The sequence below is a fragment of the Streptomyces tendae genome, from assembly GCF_014650435.1.
GTDB lineage: Bacteria > Actinomycetota > Actinomycetes > Streptomycetales > Streptomycetaceae > Streptomyces > Streptomyces tendae.
Genome location: NZ_BMUY01000002.1, coordinates 107,873 through 127,196, shown reverse-complemented (window position 1 = coordinate 127,196; position 19,324 = coordinate 107,873). Strand labels below are relative to the sequence as shown.

The 19,324-nt window shown below is 72.1% G+C and carries 12 protein-coding genes and 1 tRNA gene; 12 read left to right on the top strand and 1 reads right to left on the bottom strand.

The window, feature by feature from the left end; all coding sequences use genetic code 11:
* The first annotated feature begins 63 nt into the window (after positions 1-63).
* Positions 64-486, top strand: a complete 423-nt coding sequence (locus IE258_RS05355; RefSeq protein ID WP_229891939.1) for an Rv3654c family TadE-like protein — start codon at positions 64-66, stop codon at positions 484-486.
* On the opposite strand, the gene sftH is transcribed toward IE258_RS05355, so the two are convergent.
* A complete protein-coding gene (gene sftH, locus IE258_RS05350; RefSeq protein WP_189739565.1) occupies positions 449-2,905 on the bottom strand; it encodes a DEAD/DEAH box helicase in 2,457 nt (818 codons plus the stop codon). The two genes, IE258_RS05355 and sftH, sit on opposite strands and share 38 nt — an antisense overlap.
* Before the next feature lie 82 nt (positions 2,906-2,987).
* Here sftH and bldG point away from each other — a divergent pair, with 82 nt between their 5' ends.
* From bldG to IE258_RS05295, 11 genes are all read left to right on the top strand, one after another.
* Positions 2,988-3,329: an anti-sigma factor antagonist BldG gene (gene bldG, locus IE258_RS05345; RefSeq protein ID WP_003975386.1), complete on the top strand. Its 342-nt coding sequence runs from the start codon at positions 2,988-2,990 to the stop codon at positions 3,327-3,329.
* A 109-nt stretch (positions 3,330-3,438) separates the two neighbouring features.
* Positions 3,439-3,870, top strand: coding sequence for an ATP-binding protein (locus IE258_RS05340; protein WP_127893666.1), 432 nt, complete (start codon positions 3,439-3,441; stop codon positions 3,868-3,870).
* A gap of 305 nt (positions 3,871-4,175) precedes the next feature.
* Complete coding sequence (locus IE258_RS05335) at positions 4,176-6,560, top strand: sodium-translocating pyrophosphatase (RefSeq protein ID WP_189739562.1); 2,385 nt, start codon at positions 4,176-4,178, stop codon at positions 6,558-6,560.
* A gap of 218 nt (positions 6,561-6,778) precedes the next feature.
* Positions 6,779-7,369, top strand: a complete 591-nt coding sequence (locus IE258_RS05330; protein WP_189739559.1) for a small secreted protein — start codon at positions 6,779-6,781, stop codon at positions 7,367-7,369.
* Between the two features lie 61 nt (positions 7,370-7,430).
* Complete coding sequence (locus IE258_RS05325; protein ID WP_159327241.1) at positions 7,431-8,948, top strand: DUF7059 domain-containing protein; 1,518 nt, start codon at positions 7,431-7,433, stop codon at positions 8,946-8,948.
* 221 nt (positions 8,949-9,169) lie between these two features.
* A complete protein-coding gene (locus IE258_RS05320; protein ID WP_189739556.1) occupies positions 9,170-9,367 on the top strand; it encodes a hypothetical protein in 198 nt (65 codons plus the stop codon).
* 267 nt (positions 9,368-9,634) lie between these two features.
* Positions 9,635-12,493, top strand: coding sequence for a type I DNA topoisomerase (gene topA / locus IE258_RS05315; protein ID WP_189739553.1), 2,859 nt, complete (start codon positions 9,635-9,637; stop codon positions 12,491-12,493).
* 156 nt (positions 12,494-12,649) lie between these two features.
* Positions 12,650-15,964, top strand: coding sequence for a dTMP kinase (gene tmk / locus IE258_RS05310; protein WP_189739549.1), 3,315 nt, complete (start codon positions 12,650-12,652; stop codon positions 15,962-15,964).
* A gap of 167 nt (positions 15,965-16,131) precedes the next feature.
* Positions 16,132-17,337, top strand: a complete 1,206-nt coding sequence (locus IE258_RS05305; RefSeq protein ID WP_189739546.1) for a DNA polymerase III subunit delta' — start codon at positions 16,132-16,134, stop codon at positions 17,335-17,337.
* Between the two features lie 132 nt (positions 17,338-17,469).
* Positions 17,470-19,089: an alpha/beta hydrolase gene (locus tag IE258_RS05300; protein ID WP_189739543.1), complete on the top strand. Its 1,620-nt coding sequence runs from the start codon at positions 17,470-17,472 to the stop codon at positions 19,087-19,089.
* 107 nt (positions 19,090-19,196) lie between these two features.
* Positions 19,197-19,273: transfer RNA gene (locus tag IE258_RS05295), tRNA-Thr, on the top strand.
* Positions 19,274-19,324: the final 51 nt, after the last annotated feature.

The following is a 19,324-nucleotide window of genomic DNA, read 5'->3' as shown; positions in this document are numbered from 1 at the left end:
CCCGCACCTGCTTCCGCGCAGGCGTCTGCCCTCCGCACCGGCTCCGACCGGGGCTCGGCGACCGTGTGGAGCGTTGTCGTCATCGCCGTTCTGTCTCTGGTGTTCGGCGTGGTGCTGGCCCTGGGGCAGGCCGTCGTGGCCCGCCATCGCGCGGCCGGCGGTGCCGATCTGGCGGCACTCGCGGCGGCGGACCACTGGGCACAGGGCGGCACGGCGGCGTGCGAGCGGGCGAGCCGGGTCGCGCGGGCGCAGCAGGTGCGGCTGGTGAGGTGTGTGATCACCGGGCAGGTCTCGGACGTGACGGCGGCGTCGGGCAGGGGTCCGTTCACGGCGGAGGTCCGGGCGAGGGCGGGCCCGGCCGCCTCGCTCACGTCACCGGCACCGGTCCCGCCGCCCCCGCCCTCCGCACCGGCCCCGCCCTCCGCACCGACTGTGCCTGACGCACCGCCTACCCCGCCTCCGCCGCCCCCCGCAGCAGCACCGTGAGGAGTCGCACGGCCCCCCGCTTGTGCAGCGGATCGTTGCCGTTGCCGCACTTGGGGGACTGGATGCAGGACGGGCAGCCCGCGTCGCACTCGCAGGAGGCGATGGCCTCCCGGGTGGCCGTGAGCCAGTCGCGGGCGGTGTGGAAGGCGCGCTCGGCGAAGCCCGCCCCGCCGGGGTGGCCGTCGTACACGAAGACCGTTGGCAGCAGCGTGTCCGGGTGGAGGGGGATCGACACGCCGCCGATGTCCCAGCGGTCGCAGGTCGCGAACAGGGGCAGCATGCCGATCGAGGCGTGCTCGGCGGCGTGCAGGGCCCCGCCGAGGATCTCCGGGTTGATCCGGGCCGCGTCCAGCTGGTCCTCGGTGACCGTCCACCACACGGCGCGCGTGCGCAGCGTCCGGGGAGGCAGGTCGAGCTTCGTCTCGCCCAGGACCTCGCCGGTGATCAGGCGTCGGCGCAGGAAGGAGACGACTTGGTTGGTGACCTCGACGGAGCCGTAGCAGAGGCGCCCGTCGCCCCAGGGGACCTCGATGTCGGTCTCCAGGACCGAGATCGCCGTCGTGTCGCGAGCCACGGTCGAGTAGGCGGGGGTGGCCTGCTCGACCAGCGCGACGGAGTCCTCCAGGTCGAGGGAGCGGACGAGGTACGTGCGCCCCTGGTGGAGGTGGACGGCGCCCTCGTGGACGCTCGTGTGGGCGGCTCCGGCGTCCACGGTGCCCAGCAGCCGTCCCGTGCCGTCCTCGACGACCTGGACCGGACGTCCGCCCTCGCCGCGGATGTCCGTGAGGTCGGCGGCCCGCTCACGGCGTGTCCAGTGCCAGGCACGGGTCCGTCGGCGCAGCAGCTTCGCCGCCTCCAGCTGGGGCAGCAGTTCCTCGCAGGCCGGACCGAAGAGCTTCAGGTCCTCCTCCGTCAGGGGCAGTTCCGCCGCCGCCGCGCACAGGTGGGGGGCGAGGACGTACGGATTGTCGGGGTCGAGGACGGTGGACTCCACCGGCTGGTCGAACAGCGCCTCCGGGTGATGGACGAGGAAGGTGTCCAGCGGGTCGTCACGGGCGACCAGCACGGCCAGCGCCCCCTGTCCGGACCGGCCCGCCCGTCCCGCCTGCTGCCACAGCGAGGCCCGCGTGCCCGGGTACCCGGCGATCACCACGGCGTCCAGGCCGGAGATGTCGAGGCCGAGTTCCAGGGCGTTCGTCGCCGCGAGGCCGAGGAGGTCGCCGGAGTGCAGGGCGCGTTCCAGGGCGCGGCGCTCCTCGGGGAGGTAGCCGCCGCGGTACGCGGCAACACGCCCGGCCAGGGAGCGGTCGACCTCGGCCAGCCGTTCCTGGGCGATGACCGAGATCAGCTCCGCGCCGCGCCGGGACCGTACGAAGGTGATCGAACGCATGCCCTGCACGGTGAGGTCGGTGAGCAGGTCGGCGGCTTCGGCGGTGGCCGTACGGCGGACCGGCGCGCCCTTCTCGCCCTCCAGTTCGGTCAGCGGCGGCTCCCACAGGGCGAACACCAGTTCACCGCGCGGTGACGCGTCGTCGGCGACCTCGATCACCGGGAGCCCGGTGAGCCGGCGGGCCGCCACCGCGGGCTCGGCGGCTGTGGCGGAGGCGAGCAGGAACACCGGCGACGCGCCGTACCGGGCACACAGTCTGCGCAGTCGGCGCAGCACCTGGGCGACGTGGGAGCCGAAGACGCCACGGTAGGTGTGGCACTCGTCGATGACGACGTACTTCAGCGCCTTCAGGAAGGACGACCAGCGGGGGTGCGAGGGCAGGATGCCGCGGTGCAGCATGTCCGGGTTGGTCAGCACGTACGTCCCGTACTGGCGGATCCACTCGCGTTCCTCGAACGGGGTGTCGCCGTCGTAGACCGCGGCCCGGACGGATGTGCCCAGAGGTTGTGAAAGTTCCTTCACCGATCGGCACTGGTCGGCCGCCAGCGCCTTGGTGGGGGCCAGGTAGAGGGTGGTGGCGCCGCGCCCGTTCGGCGCCTCGGAGCCGTCCACGAGGCTCGACAGGACCGGCACCAGATAGGCCAGGGACTTGCCCGACGCGGTGCCCGTGGCGACGACCACCGAATCGCCGTCCAGGGCGTGCTCGGCCACGCGTGCCTGGTGGGCCCAGGGGTGTTCGATGCCCGCGGCCCGCACCGCGGCCAGCACCTCCGGCCGAATCCGGTCCGGCCAGACGGCATGACGGCCCGCACGCGGGGGCAAGTGCTCCGTATGAGTGATGCGCGCAGCCCGGCTCGGTCCCGCGGCGAGCCGGTCCAGGAGCATGCCCGGTTCCGGCCGGGAGCCGGGCTCCGCCGGGGATCGATCGGGTCGGTGATTCTTGGCCATCGGCACCGAGTCTGTCACTGGCGTGACGGACAATGGGACCAAGGCGTCGTGCACGCCTGCCGGTAAGTGATTGAATGCCATCGCGGCTGGCGAACCGTCCTGGGGGCTTCAAGCCGAGGTGTCCCGAGGGACGACCGCTCGATAGCAAGGTGCTGGAGGATCCGTGGACCTGTCCCTGTCGACCCGTACCGTCGGCGATCGTACGGTCGTCGAGGTCGGTGGCGAAATTGACGTATACACCGCGCCCAAGCTGCGTGAGCAGCTGGTCGAGCTCGTGAACGACGGGAGTTTCCACCTCGTCGTCGACATGGAGGGCGTGGACTTCCTCGACTCCACAGGGCTCGGCGTGCTGGTGGGTGGACTGAAGCGGGTGCGTGCCCATGAGGGCTCGCTGCGGCTGGTCTGCAACCAGGAGCGCATTCTCAAGATCTTCCGTATCACCGGCCTCACCAAGGTGTTCCCCATTCACACCTCGGTCGAGGAAGCGGTGGCGGCCACCGACTGACGACCGGCCCCGGGTCCTGTGCGGCCCGGGGCAGCAAGAGAACGAAGGGGGTCCGGGCTGTCGGCGGCCCGGACCCTCGAAAGCACGCCCGTAGTTCCGAGGGGGATGCATGGCCACCGTCGAACTCCGCTTCAGCGCGCTGCCCGAGCACGTCCGGACCGCCCGTCTGGTGGCGGCCGCGGTGGCGCGCAGGGCCGGAGTGGACGAGGCCGTCCTCGACGAGGTCAGGCTCGCCGTCGGTGAAGCCTGCACCCGAGCCGTGGGTCTGCATCAGCACGTCGGCATCACGGCGCCGGTCAAGGTGGCGCTGATCGAGGAGGAGAAGCAGTTCTCCATCGAGGTCGGCGACGAGGCGCCGCACGCCGTCCCCGGGGTCAAGACCTCGGGGGACGCCGCCGACGAGCTGGAGGCCGAGGAGGACGAGATGGGTCTCGCGGTCATCAGCGGACTCGTCGACGACGTGGAGGTCACGGCGGGCGAGTCCGGCGGGCTGATCCGCATGACCTGGCCGACCGCACCGGCGGTGCTGCCGCCGGTCTGACCTCTCCCGCGTCACCCGGAGGGCCCCACCTGGTGGGGCCCTTTGCCATGCGCGGACATACATTGGGGTCGTGCGGACGTTAAGTGAATTCATTCACGATCAATGGCATGGAAAATCGATCACCGAGCTGTTCGTGAAACGGATCACCGAGCGGATCGCGGAATTAATGCCGGAGGGCCATTACTACTTCCGGTGCCCTTGTGGTTGACAGAGCAATTCCTTTTGTCGTGCACTGTTTTGATCGGCTTCCGGTACCTACAATCCCGTCCACATCTTGAGCTCAGCCCAAGCGTCAAGGAGGACGAATGGCGGAGCTTCCTACCTCTCATCTCGCGGCTGCCGTGCTGACCGACGGAAACCGCGCGCTGGTCGCGGTCATCGCGGTCGTCGCGCTGGCCGCGCTGGTGCTCGCCGGAGTCCTGGTGCGCCAGGTGCTCGCGGCGGGCGAGGGAACCGACAGCATGAAGAAGATCGCGGCGGCCGTCCAGGAAGGCGCGAACGCGTACCTGGCCCGGCAGTTGCGCACGCTCGGCGTATTCGCCGTCGTCGTGTTCTTCCTGCTCATGCTGCTGCCCGCGGACGACTGGAATCAACGTGCCGGACGTTCGATCTTCTTCCTGATCGGCGCCGCGTTCTCGGCGGCCACCGGCTATATCGGTATGTGGCTCGCCGTGCGCAGCAATGTACGCGTCGCCGCGGCGGCGCGGGAAGCGACACCGGCACCCGGCGAACCGGAAAAGGATCTCACTCTCGTCGCGCACAAAGCGACGAAGATCGCGTTTCGCACGGGCGGCGTCGTCGGCATGTTCACGGTGGGGCTCGGCCTGCTGGGCGCCTGCTGCGTGGTGCTGGTGTACGCGGCCGACGCGCCGAAGGTCCTGGAGGGCTTCGGCCTCGGTGCCGCGCTGATCGCGATGTTCATGCGGGTCGGCGGCGGCATCTTCACCAAGGCCGCCGACGTCGGCGCCGACCTGGTCGGCAAGGTCGAGCAGGGCATTCCGGAGGACGATCCGCGCAATGCCGCGACCATCGCAGACAACGTGGGCGACAACGTCGGCGACTGCGCGGGCATGGCGGCCGACCTCTTCGAGTCGTACGCGGTCACCCTGGTGGCCGCGCTGATCCTCGGCAAGGTGGCGTTCGGGGACTCCGGGCTGGCGTTCCCGCTGCTGGTCCCGGCGATCGGCGTGCTCACGGCGATGATCGGCATCTTCGCGGTGGCGCCCAGGCGGTCCGACCGCAGCGGCATGAGCGCGATCAACCGGGGCTTCTTCATCTCCGCGGTGATCTCGCTGGTGCTGGTGGCGGTCGCCGTCTTCGTCTACCTGCCCGGCAACTACGCCGACCTGGACGGCGTCACCGACGCGGCGATCGCGGGCAAGAACGGCGACCCGCGGATCCTCGCACTGGTCGCGGTCGCGATCGGCATCGTGCTCGCCGCCCTGATCCAGCAGCTCACCGGCTACTTCACCGAGACCACCCGGCGCCCCGTCAAGGACATCGGCAAGACCTCGCTCACCGGTCCCGCCACCGTCGTCCTCGCCGGAATCTCGCTCGGCCTCGAATCCGCCGTCTACACCGCCCTGTTGATCGGCCTCGGCGTCTACGGGGCGTTCCTGCTCGGCGGTACGTCGATCATGCTGGCGCTGTTCGCGGTGGCGCTGGCCGGCACCGGCCTGCTCACCACGGTCGGCGTGATCGTCGCCATGGACACCTTCGGGCCGGTCTCCGACAACGCGCAGGGCATCGCCGAGATGTCCGGCGACGTCGAGGGCGCCGGCGCGCAGGTACTCACCGACCTGGACGCCGTCGGCAACACCACCAAGGCCATCACCAAGGGCATCGCCATCGCCACCGCCGTACTCGCCGCCGCGGCCCTGTTCGGGTCGTACCGCGACGCCATCACCACCGGCGCGGCGGACGTGGGCGAGAAACTCAGCGGCGAGGGCGCGCCGATGAACCTGATGATGGACATCTCACAGCCCAACAACCTCGTCGGGCTCATCGCCGGAGCGGCGGTCGTCTTCCTCTTCTCGGGGCTGGCGATCAACGCGGTGTCGCGGTCGGCGGGCGCGGTGGTCTACGAGGTGCGGCGGCAGTTCCGGGAACGGCCCGGAATCATGGACTACAGCGAGAAACCCGAGTACGGCAAGGTCGTCGACATCTGTACCAGGGACGCCCTGCGGGAACTCGCCACGCCCGGACTGCTCGCCGTGATGGCGCCCATCTTCATCGGGTTCACGCTCGGCGTGGGCGCGCTCGGCGCGTTCCTGGCGGGCGCGATCGGCGCGGGCACGCTGATGGCTGTGTTCCTCGCCAACTCCGGAGGTTCCTGGGACAACGCCAAGAAACTCGTCGAGGACGGCCACCACGGCGGCAAGGGCAGTGAGGCCCACGCCGCCACCGTGATCGGCGACACGGTCGGCGACCCGTTCAAGGACACCGCGGGTCCGGCGATCAACCCGCTGCTCAAGGTCATGAACCTGGTGGCGCTGCTCATCGCGCCCGCGGTGATCAAGTTCTCGTACGGGGCCGACAAGAGCGTCGGCGTACGGGTGCTGATCGCCGTCGTCGCCTTCGTCGTCATCGCGGCGGCGGTCTACGTGTCCAAGCGGCGCGGGATCGCGATGGGCGACGAGGACGACACCGACCAGGAGCCCAAGTCGGCCAACCCTGCCGTGGTTTCGTAGCTGCCGACCTGAACACCGCAGTACGGCCTCGCCCGGGGCTTGGTTCAAAGGACGGGCGGACGGCGCGTGTTGACGCGTCGTCCGCCCGTTTCGCGCGTGCGCGCACCCGTCACCGTGAGCCTTCTCTCTCTTGGTGCAAATGGCTTCAATACGGTCTTAACGGATGTTCGTCCGGTGGATGTCCTCCATCCGGCGTGTATGTTCCGGGGCCGAGAGCCATGGAAGGGACCAATCCGGTGAACAAGAAGCTCGCGGCCGCACTGTCCGGCGGTGCGGTACTGGTACTGGCGCTGACGGGATGCAGCAGCAGCGACGACAACGAGAAGCTGGACTCCTGGGCCAAGGAGGTCTGCGAGGGCGTGCAGCCGCAGGCCAAGAAGATCGAGGCGGCCAACGCGGCGATCCAGAAGGAGACCTCGGACAGCAGCACCCCCGCCGAGGTTCAGAAGACCGACGCCAAGGCGTTCCAGGACATGTCCGACGCCTACAAGGCGATGGGCGCCACCGTCCAGAAGGCCGGCCCCCCGGACGTCGACGACGGCGAGAAGAAGCAGAAGGACGCCGTCACCGAGCTGAACGGCCTCTCCTCGTCCTACGCCTCCCTGCGCAAGCAGGTGGAGGACCTCAACACCAAGGACCAGGCCGAGTTCGCCGACGGCCTCAAGGACATCGCCACCGAGCTGAACAAGCTCAGCAAGAGCGGCAGCAACGCGCTGAAGACCCTGGAGGAGGGCGACGTCGGCAAGGCGATGGCCAAGCAGCCCAGCTGCAAGTCGGCCTCGGTGACCCCGTCGGCCGCCCAGGGCTGACGGACCGACGTCCCCGCGCGGGCACGGGGCGGGGCGGTGACGGCCGGGCCACAATGGGGGTGTGAGTAACGCCAGCCTGTCCCCCCTGCCCTCCGCCGACCGCCCCGACGTCACCGCCCGGCTGCGGGACGCCCTGCTCGGGGCGTCCTTCACCGCCGACGGACTGCTGGAGCTGCTCGGCGCCCCCGCGTACGCGGCGCTGTCGCGCAGCGAGACCGTGCCCGCGCTCCGGGCGACCCGCGGCGACACGCCGCTGGAACTGCTCGTCCGGCTGTTCCTGCTCCAGCAACCCGTCCCCCACGCGCGCGTGGCGGACGTCCTGCCCGTCGACGCCTGCCTGGAGAGCGGCTGGCTCGACCGCGCGGGCGACGACGAGGTCGCGGCCACCGTGGACGTGCGGCCCTACGGCGGCCCCGGCGGCGAGGACTGGTTCATCGTCTCCGACCTCGGCTGCGCGGTCGGAGGCGCGGGCGGCATCGGCAACCACGCCGAGGGTGTCGTCCTGGGCGTCGGCGGCGCCTCCACGACCCTGGCCGGCCTCACCGTCCGTACGCCCGTCTCCGCCGCCCTCGACCTCGGCACCGGCTCCGGCATCCAGGCGCTGCACGCCGCCGCGCACGCCACGCGCGTGACGGCCACCGACGTCAACCCGCGCGCGCTGCACATCGCCGCGCTCACCCTCGCCCTGTCCGGAGCCCCGGCCGCCGACCTGCGCGAGGGCTCCCTCTACGAACCGGTCGCCGACGACGAGACGTACGACCTGATCGTCTCCAACCCGCCGTTCGTGATCTCGCCCGGTGCCCGGCTCACCTACCGGGACGGCGGGATGGGCGGGGACGATCTGTGCCGCTCGCTCGTTCAGCAGACGGGGGAGCGCCTGAACGAGGGCGGGTTCGCGCACTTCCTCGCCAACTGGCAGCACGTGGAGGGGGAGGAGTGGACGGACCGGCTGCGCTCCTGGGTGCCGCGCGGCTGCGACGCCTGGATCGTGCAGCGCGAGGTGCAGGACGTCACCCAGTACGCCGAGCTGTGGCTGCGGGACGCGGGCGACCACCGCGGTGATCCCGCCGACTACCAGGCGCGGTACGACGCCTGGCTGGACGAGTTCGAGGCACGTAAGGTCAAGGCCGTCGGCTTCGGCTGGATCACGCTGCGCCGGACCGGGGCCGCCGAGCCCTCGGTCGTCGCCGAGGAATGGCCGCACCCGGTCGAGCAGCCGCTCGGCGAGACCGTGCGCGCCCACTTCGACCGCGTCGACTACCTGCGCTCCCACGACGACGCGGCTCTGCTGGAGGCGCACTTCACGCTGTCCGGCGAGGTCGTCCAGGAGCAGGTCGGACTGCCCGGCGCCGAGGACCCGGAGCACGTCGTCCTGCGCCAGAACCGCGGCATGCGCCGGGCCACCCGGGTCGACACCGTCGGCGCCGGTTTCGCGGGTGTCTGCGACGGCACCATGAGCGCGGGCCGGATCCTGGACGCCATCGCCCAGCTGGTCGGCGAGGACCCGGTGGCCCTGCGCGACCGTACGCCCGCGCAGATCCGGCTGCTGGTGGAGCAGGGCTTCCTCGAACCGGCGTAGCGCGGCCCGGCCGCCGGGCGTGGGTGGGCGCACCCATTTTCTTTTCCGCGGCCGCCCGCGCCGCCGGCCCCGCCCGACGTACGGGGAACCGGCCACGCCCGACGACATCCGGCGGATCCGTCGGCTCCCCGTTCACCTCGGGTTCGTCTCTCCGCCGCCCGCGCGTGACAGCCTCCCGGAGGCTGGACACGCGCGGGCTGGAGAAAAGGGGCACGGGGACCATGGAGAGCGGGCCGGCGATCTTCGCGGGATTGGTGTTCGCCCTGTTCGGGGCCAGTCTGCTGGTGTGGACCACGACGCGGGTCCGGCACGGCCGGCCCGTCGCGCACGGTGTGAGCCCCGTCGCATCGGCGACCGTCGCGGGCGTCGCCGCCGTGGTCGCCCTGGCCCTCGGGGCCTGGTGCCTGATCCAGGTGTGAGGGGCCGGTTCCGGACCCGGACGGGGCGCGGCCCGGGTAATCGGGGGATCGCACTCCGGATACGCGCGTCGGGGCAGGTGAGCACTCCGGGCGGCAGGAACAGGGTTCGTCGGGTTACCGTTCGAGTGGCCGTTGCGGGCTTTTCCCGTTTGACACGGGGGCGGGAGGTACCGTCACACTCCGCAGCGTCACGATCGAAACACAGAACGACCCGACCCGGGACCACGGCCTGGGGAGGCCCAGCGTCGACCGGAGAGAAGAGCGAAGTTGTCCCCGACCAGCGAGACCGCGAAGGGCGGCCGCCGACTCGTCATCGTCGAGTCGCCTGCCAAGGCGAAGACGATCAAGGGCTATCTCGGCCCTGGCTACGTCGTCGAGGCGAGCGTCGGGCACATTCGCGACCTTCCCAGCGGCGCGGCGGAGGTGCCGGAGAAGTACACCGGCGAGGTCCGCCGCCTCGGTGTGGACGTCGAACACGACTTCCAGCCGATCTACGTGGTCAACGCCGACAAGAAGTCCCAGGTCAAGAAGCTCAAGGACCTGCTGAAGGAGTCCGACGAACTCTTCCTCGCCACCGATGAGGACCGCGAGGGCGAGGCCATCGCCTGGCACCTGCAGGAAGTCCTCAAGCCGAAGATCCCGGTCAAGCGCATGGTGTTCCACGAGATCACCAAGGACGCGATCCGCGCCGCCGTCGCCAACCCGCGCGAGCTGAACCAGAAGCTCGTCGACGCCCAGGAGACCCGCCGCATCCTCGACCGCCTCTACGGCTACGAGGTCTCGCCGGTCCTGTGGAAGAAGGTCATGCCGCGCCTGTCGGCCGGCCGCGTCCAGTCCGTCGCCACCCGCCTCGTCGTCGAGCGGGAACGCGAGCGCATGGCGTTCCGCTCCGCCGAGTACTGGGACCTCACCGGTACCTTCGCGACCGGCCGCGCGGGAGACGCCTCCGACCCGTCGTCGCTGGTCGCGCGCCTCCAGACGGTCGACGGACGGCGTGTCGCGCAGGGCCGCGACTTCGACTCCCTGGGACAGCTCAAGAGCGCGAACACCCTCCACCTCGACGAGGCGAACGCCCGCGCGCTCGCCGCCGCCCTGGAGAACACGCGCTTCGCCGTCCGCTCGGTCGAGTCCAAGCCGTACCGCCGCTCGCCGTATGCCCCGTTCCGTACGACGACGCTGCAGCAGGAGGCATCGCGCAAGCTCGGCTTCGGCGCGAAGTCGACCATGCAGGTCGCCCAGAAGCTGTACGAGAACGGCTACATCACCTACATGCGTACGGACTCCACGACCCTGAGCGACACGGCGGTCTCCGCCGCCCGCGCCCAGGTGACGCAGCTGTACGGCGCCGACTACCTGCCGCCCCAGCCGCGCACGTACGCCGGCAAGGTCAAGAACGCGCAGGAGGCGCACGAGGCGATCCGCCCCTCCGGCGACCGCTTCCGCACGCCCGCCGAGACCGGCCTGACCGGCGACCAGTTCAAGTTGTACGAGCTGATCTGGAAGCGGACCGTCGCCTCCCAGATGAAGGACGCGACCGGCAACAGCGTCACCGTGAAGATCGGCGGCGCCGCTTCCGACGGCCGGGACGTCGAGTTCAGCGCCTCCGGCAAGACCATCACCTTCCACGGCTTCCTCAAGGCATACGTCGAGGGCGCCGACGACCCGAACGCCGAGCTGGACGACCGTGAGCGGCGCCTGCCGCAGGTCGCCGAGGGCGACGCGCTGACGGCCGAGGAGATCACGGTCGACGGCCACGCCACCAAGCCCCCGGCCCGCTACACCGAGGCGTCGCTGGTCAAGGAGCTGGAAGAGCGCGAGATCGGCCGCCCGTCGACGTACGCGTCGATCATCGGCACCATCCTGGACCGCGGCTACGTCTTCAAGAAGGGCACGGCCCTCGTCCCGTCCTTCCTCTCCTTCGCCGTGGTCAACCTCCTGGAGAAGCACTTCGGGCGGCTCGTCGACTACGACTTCACCGCCAAGATGGAGGACGACCTCGACCGCATCGCCCGCGGCGAGGCCCAGTCGGTGCCGTGGCTGCGGCGCTTCTACTTCGGCGAGGGCGACGGCGTGGGGGGCGGCGGTGCGGCCGACGCGGGCAACGGCGACGGCGACCACCTCGGCGGCCTCAAGGAGCTGGTGACCGACCTCGGCGCGATCGACGCGCGCGAGGTGTCCTCCTTCCCCGTCGGCAACGACATCAAGCTGCGCGTCGGCCGCTACGGCCCCTACGTCGAGCGCGGCGAGAAGGACGCCGAGAACCACCAGCGCGCCGACGTCCCCGAGGACCTGGCCCCGGACGAGCTGTCCGTGGAGCTGGCGGAGGAGCTGCTCGCCAAGCCGAGCGGCGACTTCGAGCTGGGCACCGACCCGGCCACCGGCCACGCCGTCGTCGCCAAGGACGGCCGCTACGGCCCGTACGTCACCGAGGTGCTCCCCGAGGGCACCCCGAAGACCGGCAAGAACGCCGTGAAGCCGCGCACCGCCTCGCTGTTCAAGTCGATGTCGCTGGACACCGTGACCCTCGACGACGCCCTCCGGCTGATGTCGCTGCCCCGTGTCGTCGGCACCGACGCCGAAGGCGTCGAGATCACCGCGCAGAACGGCCGCTACGGCCCGTACCTGAAGAAGGGCACGGACTCGCGGTCCCTCCAGACCGAGGAGCAGCTCTTCGAGATCACGCTGGAGGAGGCGCTGGCGATCTACGCCCAGCCCAAGCAGCGTGGCCGGGCCGCGGCCAAGCCGCCGCTGAAGGAGCTGGGCACCGACCCGGTCAGCGAGAAGCCGGTCGTGGTCAAGGACGGCCGCTTCGGCCCGTACGTCACCGACGGCGAGACCAACGCGACCCTGCGCTCCGGCGACAGCGTCGAGGAGATCACGCCCGAGCGGGGCTACGAACTGCTCGCCGAGAAGCGTGCCAAGGGGCCCGCCAAGAAGACGGCGAAGAAGGCCGTGAAGAAGACGGCCGCCAAGAAGGCCCCGGCCAAGAAGGCGACGGCCACCAAGAAGACGGCCGCCGCCAAGACCACGGCGGCCAAGAAGACCGCCGCCAAGAGCACCGCGAAGAAGACGACCGCCAAGACGGCGACGAAGAGGGCGACCGCGTCGAAGACGTCGGAGGACTGAGGCCGGTTCAGAAACCCCCGAACCGCTGAGCGGCGCCCCTTCCGCGCCGTGCACGCTCTTCGCAAAACGAACGCCCCGGCATCATTTCGGTGTCGGGGCGTGCGTACGTTCGGCCGGGCACACCGGACTGTCGGCGGCGACCGATAGGCTGAACGCATGACGCGAGCCGAGCAGCCAACGGCCCCTCACCCGGCCCCGGACGACGCCCTGGTCGCGGACTCCCGCGAGCGCGCCGTCCGCGCCCTGCTGCGCCGTCCGCAGCTGAGGCGTTTGTGGAGCGCACAGCTGGTGGGGGGTGTCGGCGACATCCTCGCCCTGCTGGTGCTGGTCCTCCTCGCCGTCCAGGCCGCGATCGGCGCGGGCTCGTTCGGCGGGGGCTACCGGGGCGTGGCGTTCGCAGTGGCGACCGTTTTCGGCGTCCGCATCCTGGCGACGCTGCTCTTCGGCGCCGTTCTGCTCGGGCCCCTGACCTCACTCACCTCGCAGGACGGTCCGCTCGACCGGCGCTGGACCATGGTCGGCGCCGACGGGCTGCGGGCCGCGCTGCTGATCGTCGCGCCCCTGTGGATCGACTGGACGCCCGACGACGCGCTCGCCGTCCTCCTGGTGACCGTCTTCGTCACCGGCGTCGCCGAGCGCTTCTGGACGGTGTGCCGGGAGAGCGCGGCCCCGGCGCTGCTGCCCGCCCCGCCCCTGGAGGGCGCGACGGTACGGCCGCTGCCGGACCACATGGACGCGCTGCGCCGCCTCTCGCTGCGCACGAGCTTCGTGGCGATCCCCCTCGCGGCCGCCGTGCTGGTCGTCGCGGGGCTCCTGAACAACCTCCTGGGTGCCGGCGTCGACTGGTTCGCCGAGCACCAGGCGGCGCTCGGCTCGTACGTGGCGGCCGGGCTGTTCGCCGCGTCCCTGTCCGTGGTGACCTTCCTGGAGCTGCCCGCGATGCGCACCCCGCGCGCGCGGTCGCCGCTGGAGGGCATGCGCCGCCCCAAGAGCGGCAGCGGCGTCGACAAGGGCCGCACCGGCGCGCTCCCGCTGCTGGTGTTCGCCTGCGCCGCGGTCGCCGCGGTGGTGGCCGCCACGGTCGCCGTCGCGGTGCTGCACGCCAAGGACCTGGGCGGCGGCCCGGTGCTCTACGGTCTGGCCGTGGGCGCGCTGACCGGCGGCGTCGTCGTCGGCATCCGCACCGCCCCCGCCCTGCTGCCCTCCCTGTCCCGGCGGCGGCTGCTCGCCCTGGCCATCGCCTTCGCCGGCGTCTCCCTGCTGGCCGCCGGACTCGTCCCGGACGACACGACCGTCCTGCTGCTCCTCGCGCTGGCCGGCGTCGGCGCGGGCGTGGCCGCGAACACCGGGCACGCGCTGCTCGACCAGGAGACCGAGGACCACCGCCGGGCACGGACGACCGAGCACCTGCACGCGGTCGTCCGGGTCTGCGTGGCGCTCGGTGCCGTCGTCGGTCCTGTCGTGGCCGCGGCGATCGGACCGCACCGGCTGGAGAACGGCAAGTTCGTCTTCGCCCACGGCGGCGCCGCGTTCGTCCTCATGCTGCTCGGCGCGCTGCTGCTGCCGCTGGCCGCGCTGGTCCTGGCCAAGGTCGACGACCGCTCCGGCGTGCCGCTGCGGCACGACCTGCGGGACGCGCTGCTCGGCGGCGACGACCCGGTGCCGACCCCCGCCGCGACCGGCTTCTTCATCGCCCTGGAGGGCGGCGACGGCGCCGGCAAGTCCACCCAGGCCGAGGCCCTCGCCGAGTGGATCCGCGGCAAGGGACACGAGGTGGTGCTCACCCGGGAGCCGGGGGCGACGCCGGTGGGCAAGCGCCTGCGCTCCATCCTGCTGGACGTCTCCAGCGCGGGACTGTCGCATCGCGCGGAGGCCCTGCTGTACGCCGCCGACCGCGCGGAGCACGTCGACACCGTGGTCCGGCCCGCCCTGGAGCGCGGCGCCGTGGTCATCTCCGACCGCTACATCGACTCCTCGGTCGCCTACCAGGGCGCCGGACGCGACCTGTCGCCCACCGAGATCGCCCGGATCAACCGCTGGGCCACCAACGGGCTCGTACCGCACCTGACCGTCCTGCTGGACGTGTCGCCGGAGGCCGCCCGCGAGCGGTTCACCGAGGCGCCGGACCGCCTCGAGTCGGAGCCCGCCGAGTTCCACGCGCGCGTGCGCTCCGGTTTCCTCACCCTGGCCGCCGCCGACCCCGGGCGCTACCTCGTCGTGGACGCCGGTCAGGAGGCGGAGGCCGTCACCACCGTCGTACGGCACCGGCTGGACCAGGTGCTGCCGCTGTCCGAGGCCGAGATCAAGGCCCAGGAGGAGGCGCGCCGCAAGGCGGAGGAGGAAGCCCGCCGCAAGGCCGAGGAAGAGGCGGCCCGCAAGGCCGAGGAGGAGCGCCTGGAGCGCGAGCGCCTCGAGGAGGAGGCGCGGGTGCGCGCCGAGGAGGAGGAGCGCAAGCGGCGCGAGCTGGAGGAGGCGCAGCGGCGCGAGGCCGAGCGGCAGGCCGAGGAGGCCAGGCAGCGGGCCGAGGAAGCCCGTCGCAAGGCCGAGGAGGAGCGGGCCCGGCTCCTCGCGGAGGAGAAGGCGCGCGCCGAGGAGGAGGCGCGGCTGCGGGCCGAGGAGGAGCGGCGCCGCAAGCAGGCCGAGGAGGAGGAGCGGCTGCGCGCCGAGGCCGAGGCCCGGCGCCTGGAGAAGCAGCGCAAGGCCGAGGAGGCCCTGCTGCGCGCCGAGGAGGCACGCCGGGCGGCGGAGCAGGCGGCGGCCGCGGCCGCGGCCGGTCCCAAGTCGGCGGCCCCCGCGGCGGCGGACGCGCCCCGTCCGAAGCCGGCCGCCTCGACCCCCACCGACGCGGCGACCGTGCCGACCCCGATCGTGACCCCGACCAACGCCTCCGGCGGTCCGGTGGAGGACACCGCCGTACTGCGGCCGGTGCGGGACACGCCCGACGACGACCGTGCCGACGACGCCGAGGACGGCACCGACGCCCGGGGAGCTCGCGGCGACGGCGGCCGGGCGTCCGGCGAGTCCGAGTCCGAGGTGACGACCGAGCTGCCCAAGCCGCCGGTGCCGTCCGGCGCCGCCGACGAGACGGCGGTGCTTCCGGCGGTGGAGCCGCGCGACGCCGAGGAGACGGCCGTACTGCCGCCCGTGGCGCCGTCGGGAGCCGCCGACGAGACGGCCGTACTGCCGCCCGTGCGCGGGGACGACCCCGCCGACCGGGTGCCGCCGGGCTACTTCCGGGAGGATTCCCCGGCCGAGGAGGCCCAGGACCGCACGCGCGAGCTGCCCCAGATCGACCCGGACGAGGCACCGCCGTCCCGCAGGCGCCGGTCCGACTGGGCCGAGGAGACCCCGCTGGACGACCTGCCGACCCTGGCGGACGAGCTGCTCGGCCCGCACGACGAGGCCGAGGGCGGCCGCGACGACGACGGCCGCGGTGGCCGGGGCCGGGGCAGGGGCCGAGGACGACGCTGAGCACCGGGACCGCCGGGGCCGTGCGTGCTCCGGCGGCCCGCCGCGTTGTCAGTGCCGACCCGCACAATGGAGGGCGCGACGCGGATCAGCGCGGCGGCTCGGTGTGACGGTTCGGTGTGACCGGCTCTGTGTGACCGGCTCTGTGTGAGGGAAGGACGGCGTGACCCATGACCGTATGGGACGACCTCGTCGGGCAGGAGAAGGTGTGCGAGCCGCTCGCCGCCGCCGCCCGGGACGCCGACGCCTTCGTCACCGCCGCCGCGGCCGAGGGCCCGCTGCCGCAGGCGACGAGCATGACGCACGCCTGGCTGTTCACCGGCCCGCCCGGCTCCGGCGTGGCGCAGACGGCCCGGGCGTTCGCCGCCGCGCTGCAGTGCGTGAGCCCCGACCGCGCCCTCGGCGGCGTCCCCGGCTGCGGCTTCTGCGACGGCTGCCACACGGCACTGGTCGGCACCCACGCGGACGTCAGCACCGTGGTCGCGCTGGGCGCCGAGATCCGCGCCCAGGACATGCGGGACACCGTCCGCAAGTCGTTCACCTCACCCGCGAACGGCCGCTGGCAGATCATCCTCGTAGAGGAGGCCGAGCGGCTGAACGAGAAGTCGGCCAACGCCGTCCTGAAGGCCGTGGAGGAGCCGGCGCCGCGCACCGTGTGGCTGCTGTGCGCCCCCTCCGTCGAAGACGTCCTGCCCACGATCCGCTCCCGCTGCCGCCACCTGAACCTGCGCACGCCGTCGGTGGAGGCCGTCGCCGACATGCTCGTACGGCGCGAGGGCATCGAACCGGACGTCGCAGCCGCGGCGGCCCGTGCCACCCAGGGCCACATCGACCGCGCCCGCCGACTGGCCACCGACAAGGCCGCCCGCGACCGCCGGGCCGCCGTGCTGAAGCTGCCGCTGCGGGTCGAGGACGTCGGCGGCGCCCTCAAGGCGGCCCAGGAACTGGTCGACGCCGCGGCGGAGGACGCCAAGCAGCTCGCCGAGGAGATGGACGCCAAGGAGACCGAGGAACTGAAGGCGGCCCTGGGCGCGGCCCAGGGCGGCCGACTCCCGCGCGGCACGGCCGGCGTGATCAAGGATCTGGAGGCCGACCAGAAACGCCGCAAGGCGCGCACCCAGCGCAACAGCCTCGACCTCGCCCTGAGCGAGCTGACCGGCTTCTACCGCGACGTCCTCGCCCTCCAGCTAGGCACCCGCGTGGCGATCGCCAACGCCGACGCGGAGGACGCCCTGGAGGGGCTCGCCCGGGGCAGCACGCCCGAGTCCACGCTGCGCCGCATCGAGGCGATCGCCGCGTGCGGAGAGGCCCTGGACCGCAACGTGCCGCCACTGCTGGCGGTGGAGGCGATGACGATGGCGCTCAGATCGGGCTGAGCATCCGCCCCCGGACCGTGCCGGGGCCCGGCCGGGCGCCGCCGACGTCCCGCCCGGTTGACGCCGTAACACGTACGAGGCACGCGAACCACGCACCGCAACGAGGTCGTCGCGGAGAGTTACGCTCGCTGAATGCACACAAGGCGCACTCACCGCAGGACCCGCACCGGCAGCACCCGTTTCCGAGGCGCGCTGCTCGCCGCCGCGCTGCTCGCCACCGCCTGCTCGGCCGGGGGCGCGTCGACGTCCGCCGGCTCCCCCGCGGCCCAGGCGGTGGGCTCGACGGAGGCGGCCACGGCGGCCCTGACCCCACTGCCGCAGGCCACGCCCTCCGAGCTGTCGCCGTACTACGAGCAGAAGCTCGCCTGGCGCGACTGCGGCGTCCCCGGCTTCCAGTGCGCCACCATGAAGGCCCCGCTCGACTACGCCAAGCCGGGCGAGGGCGACGTCCGGCTCGCGGTGGCCCGCAAGAAGGCCACCGGACCGGGCAAGCGGCTCGGCTCGCTGCTGGTCAACCCGGGCGGACCGGGCGGCTCGGCGATCGGCTACCTCCAGCAGTACGCGGGCATCGGCTACCCGGCGAAGGTCCGCGCCCAGTACGACATGGTCGCGGTCGACCCGCGGGGCGTGGCCCGCAGCGAGCCCGTCGAGTGTCTCGACGGCCCCGAGATGGACGCGTACACCCAGACCGACGTCACACCGGACGACGCGGGCGAGACGGACGAGCTGGTCGACGCCTACAAGGAGTTCGCCGAGGGCTGCGGGGCGGACGCGCCGAAGCTGCTGCGCCACGTCTCCACGGTCGAGGCGGCACGCGACATGGACGTCCTGCGCGCCGTGCTGGGCGACGAGAAGCTGACCTACGTCGGAGCGTCGTACGGCACGTTCCTGGGCGCGACCTACGCCGGTCTGTTCCCCGACCGGACGGGCCGTCTGGTCCTGGACGGCGCGATGGACCCCTCGCTGCCCGCCCGCCGCCTGAACCTGGAGCAGACGGAGGGCTTCGAGACGGCGTTCCAGTCCTTCGCGAAGGACTGCGTACGGCAGCCGGACTGCCCCCTCGGCGACAAGAACACCGCCCCCGACCAGGTCGGCAAGAACCTGAAGTCCTTCTTCGACGACCTGGACGCGAAGCCCCTGCCCGCCGGAGACGCCGACGGCCGCAAGCTCACCGAGTCCCTCGCCACCACCGGCGTGATCGCGGCGATGTACGACGAGGGCGCCTGGCAGCAGCTGCGCGAGTCCCTGACCTCGGCGATCAAGGAGAAGGACGGCGCGGGCCTGCTGATCCTCTCCGACAGCTACTACGAGCGCGAGGCCGACGGCGGCTACAGCAACCTGATGTTCGCCAACGCCGCCGTGAACTGCCTCGACCTCCCCGCCGCCTTCTCCTCCCCGGACGAGGTGCGCGACGCCCTGCCCGAGTTCGAGAAGGCGTCCCCGGTCTTCGGCGAGGGCCTCGCCTGGTCCTCCCTGAACTGCGCGTACTGGCCGGTGAAGCCCACGGGGGAGCCGCACCGCATCGAAGCGGCCGGCGCCACCCCGATCGTCGTGGTCGGCACCACCCGCGACCCGGCCACCCCCTACCGCTGGGCCGAGGCCCTCTCCGCCCAGCTCGCCTCCGGCCGCCTCCTCACTTACGAGGGCGACGGCCACACCGCCTACGGCCGCGGCAGCACCTGCATCGACTCCGCGATCAACACGTACCTGCTGCGCGGCACCGCACCGGAAGACGGCAAGCGCTGCTCGTAGCTCCACCCCGCCGCCCCGGAGCTCACGCCTCCGGGGCGGGTTCGGAGCACCCCGGGAAACTGTGTAGACTTACCGACGTTGCTGATCGCACCATGGGTGCACAGCGCGCCGCCTTAGCTCAGATGGCCAGAGCAACGCACTCGTAATGCGTAGGTCTCGGGTTCGAATCCCGAAGGCGGCTCCAGTCGAAGCCCAGCTCGGATGTTTCTGAGCTGGGCTTTTTCGTTCCGCGGCG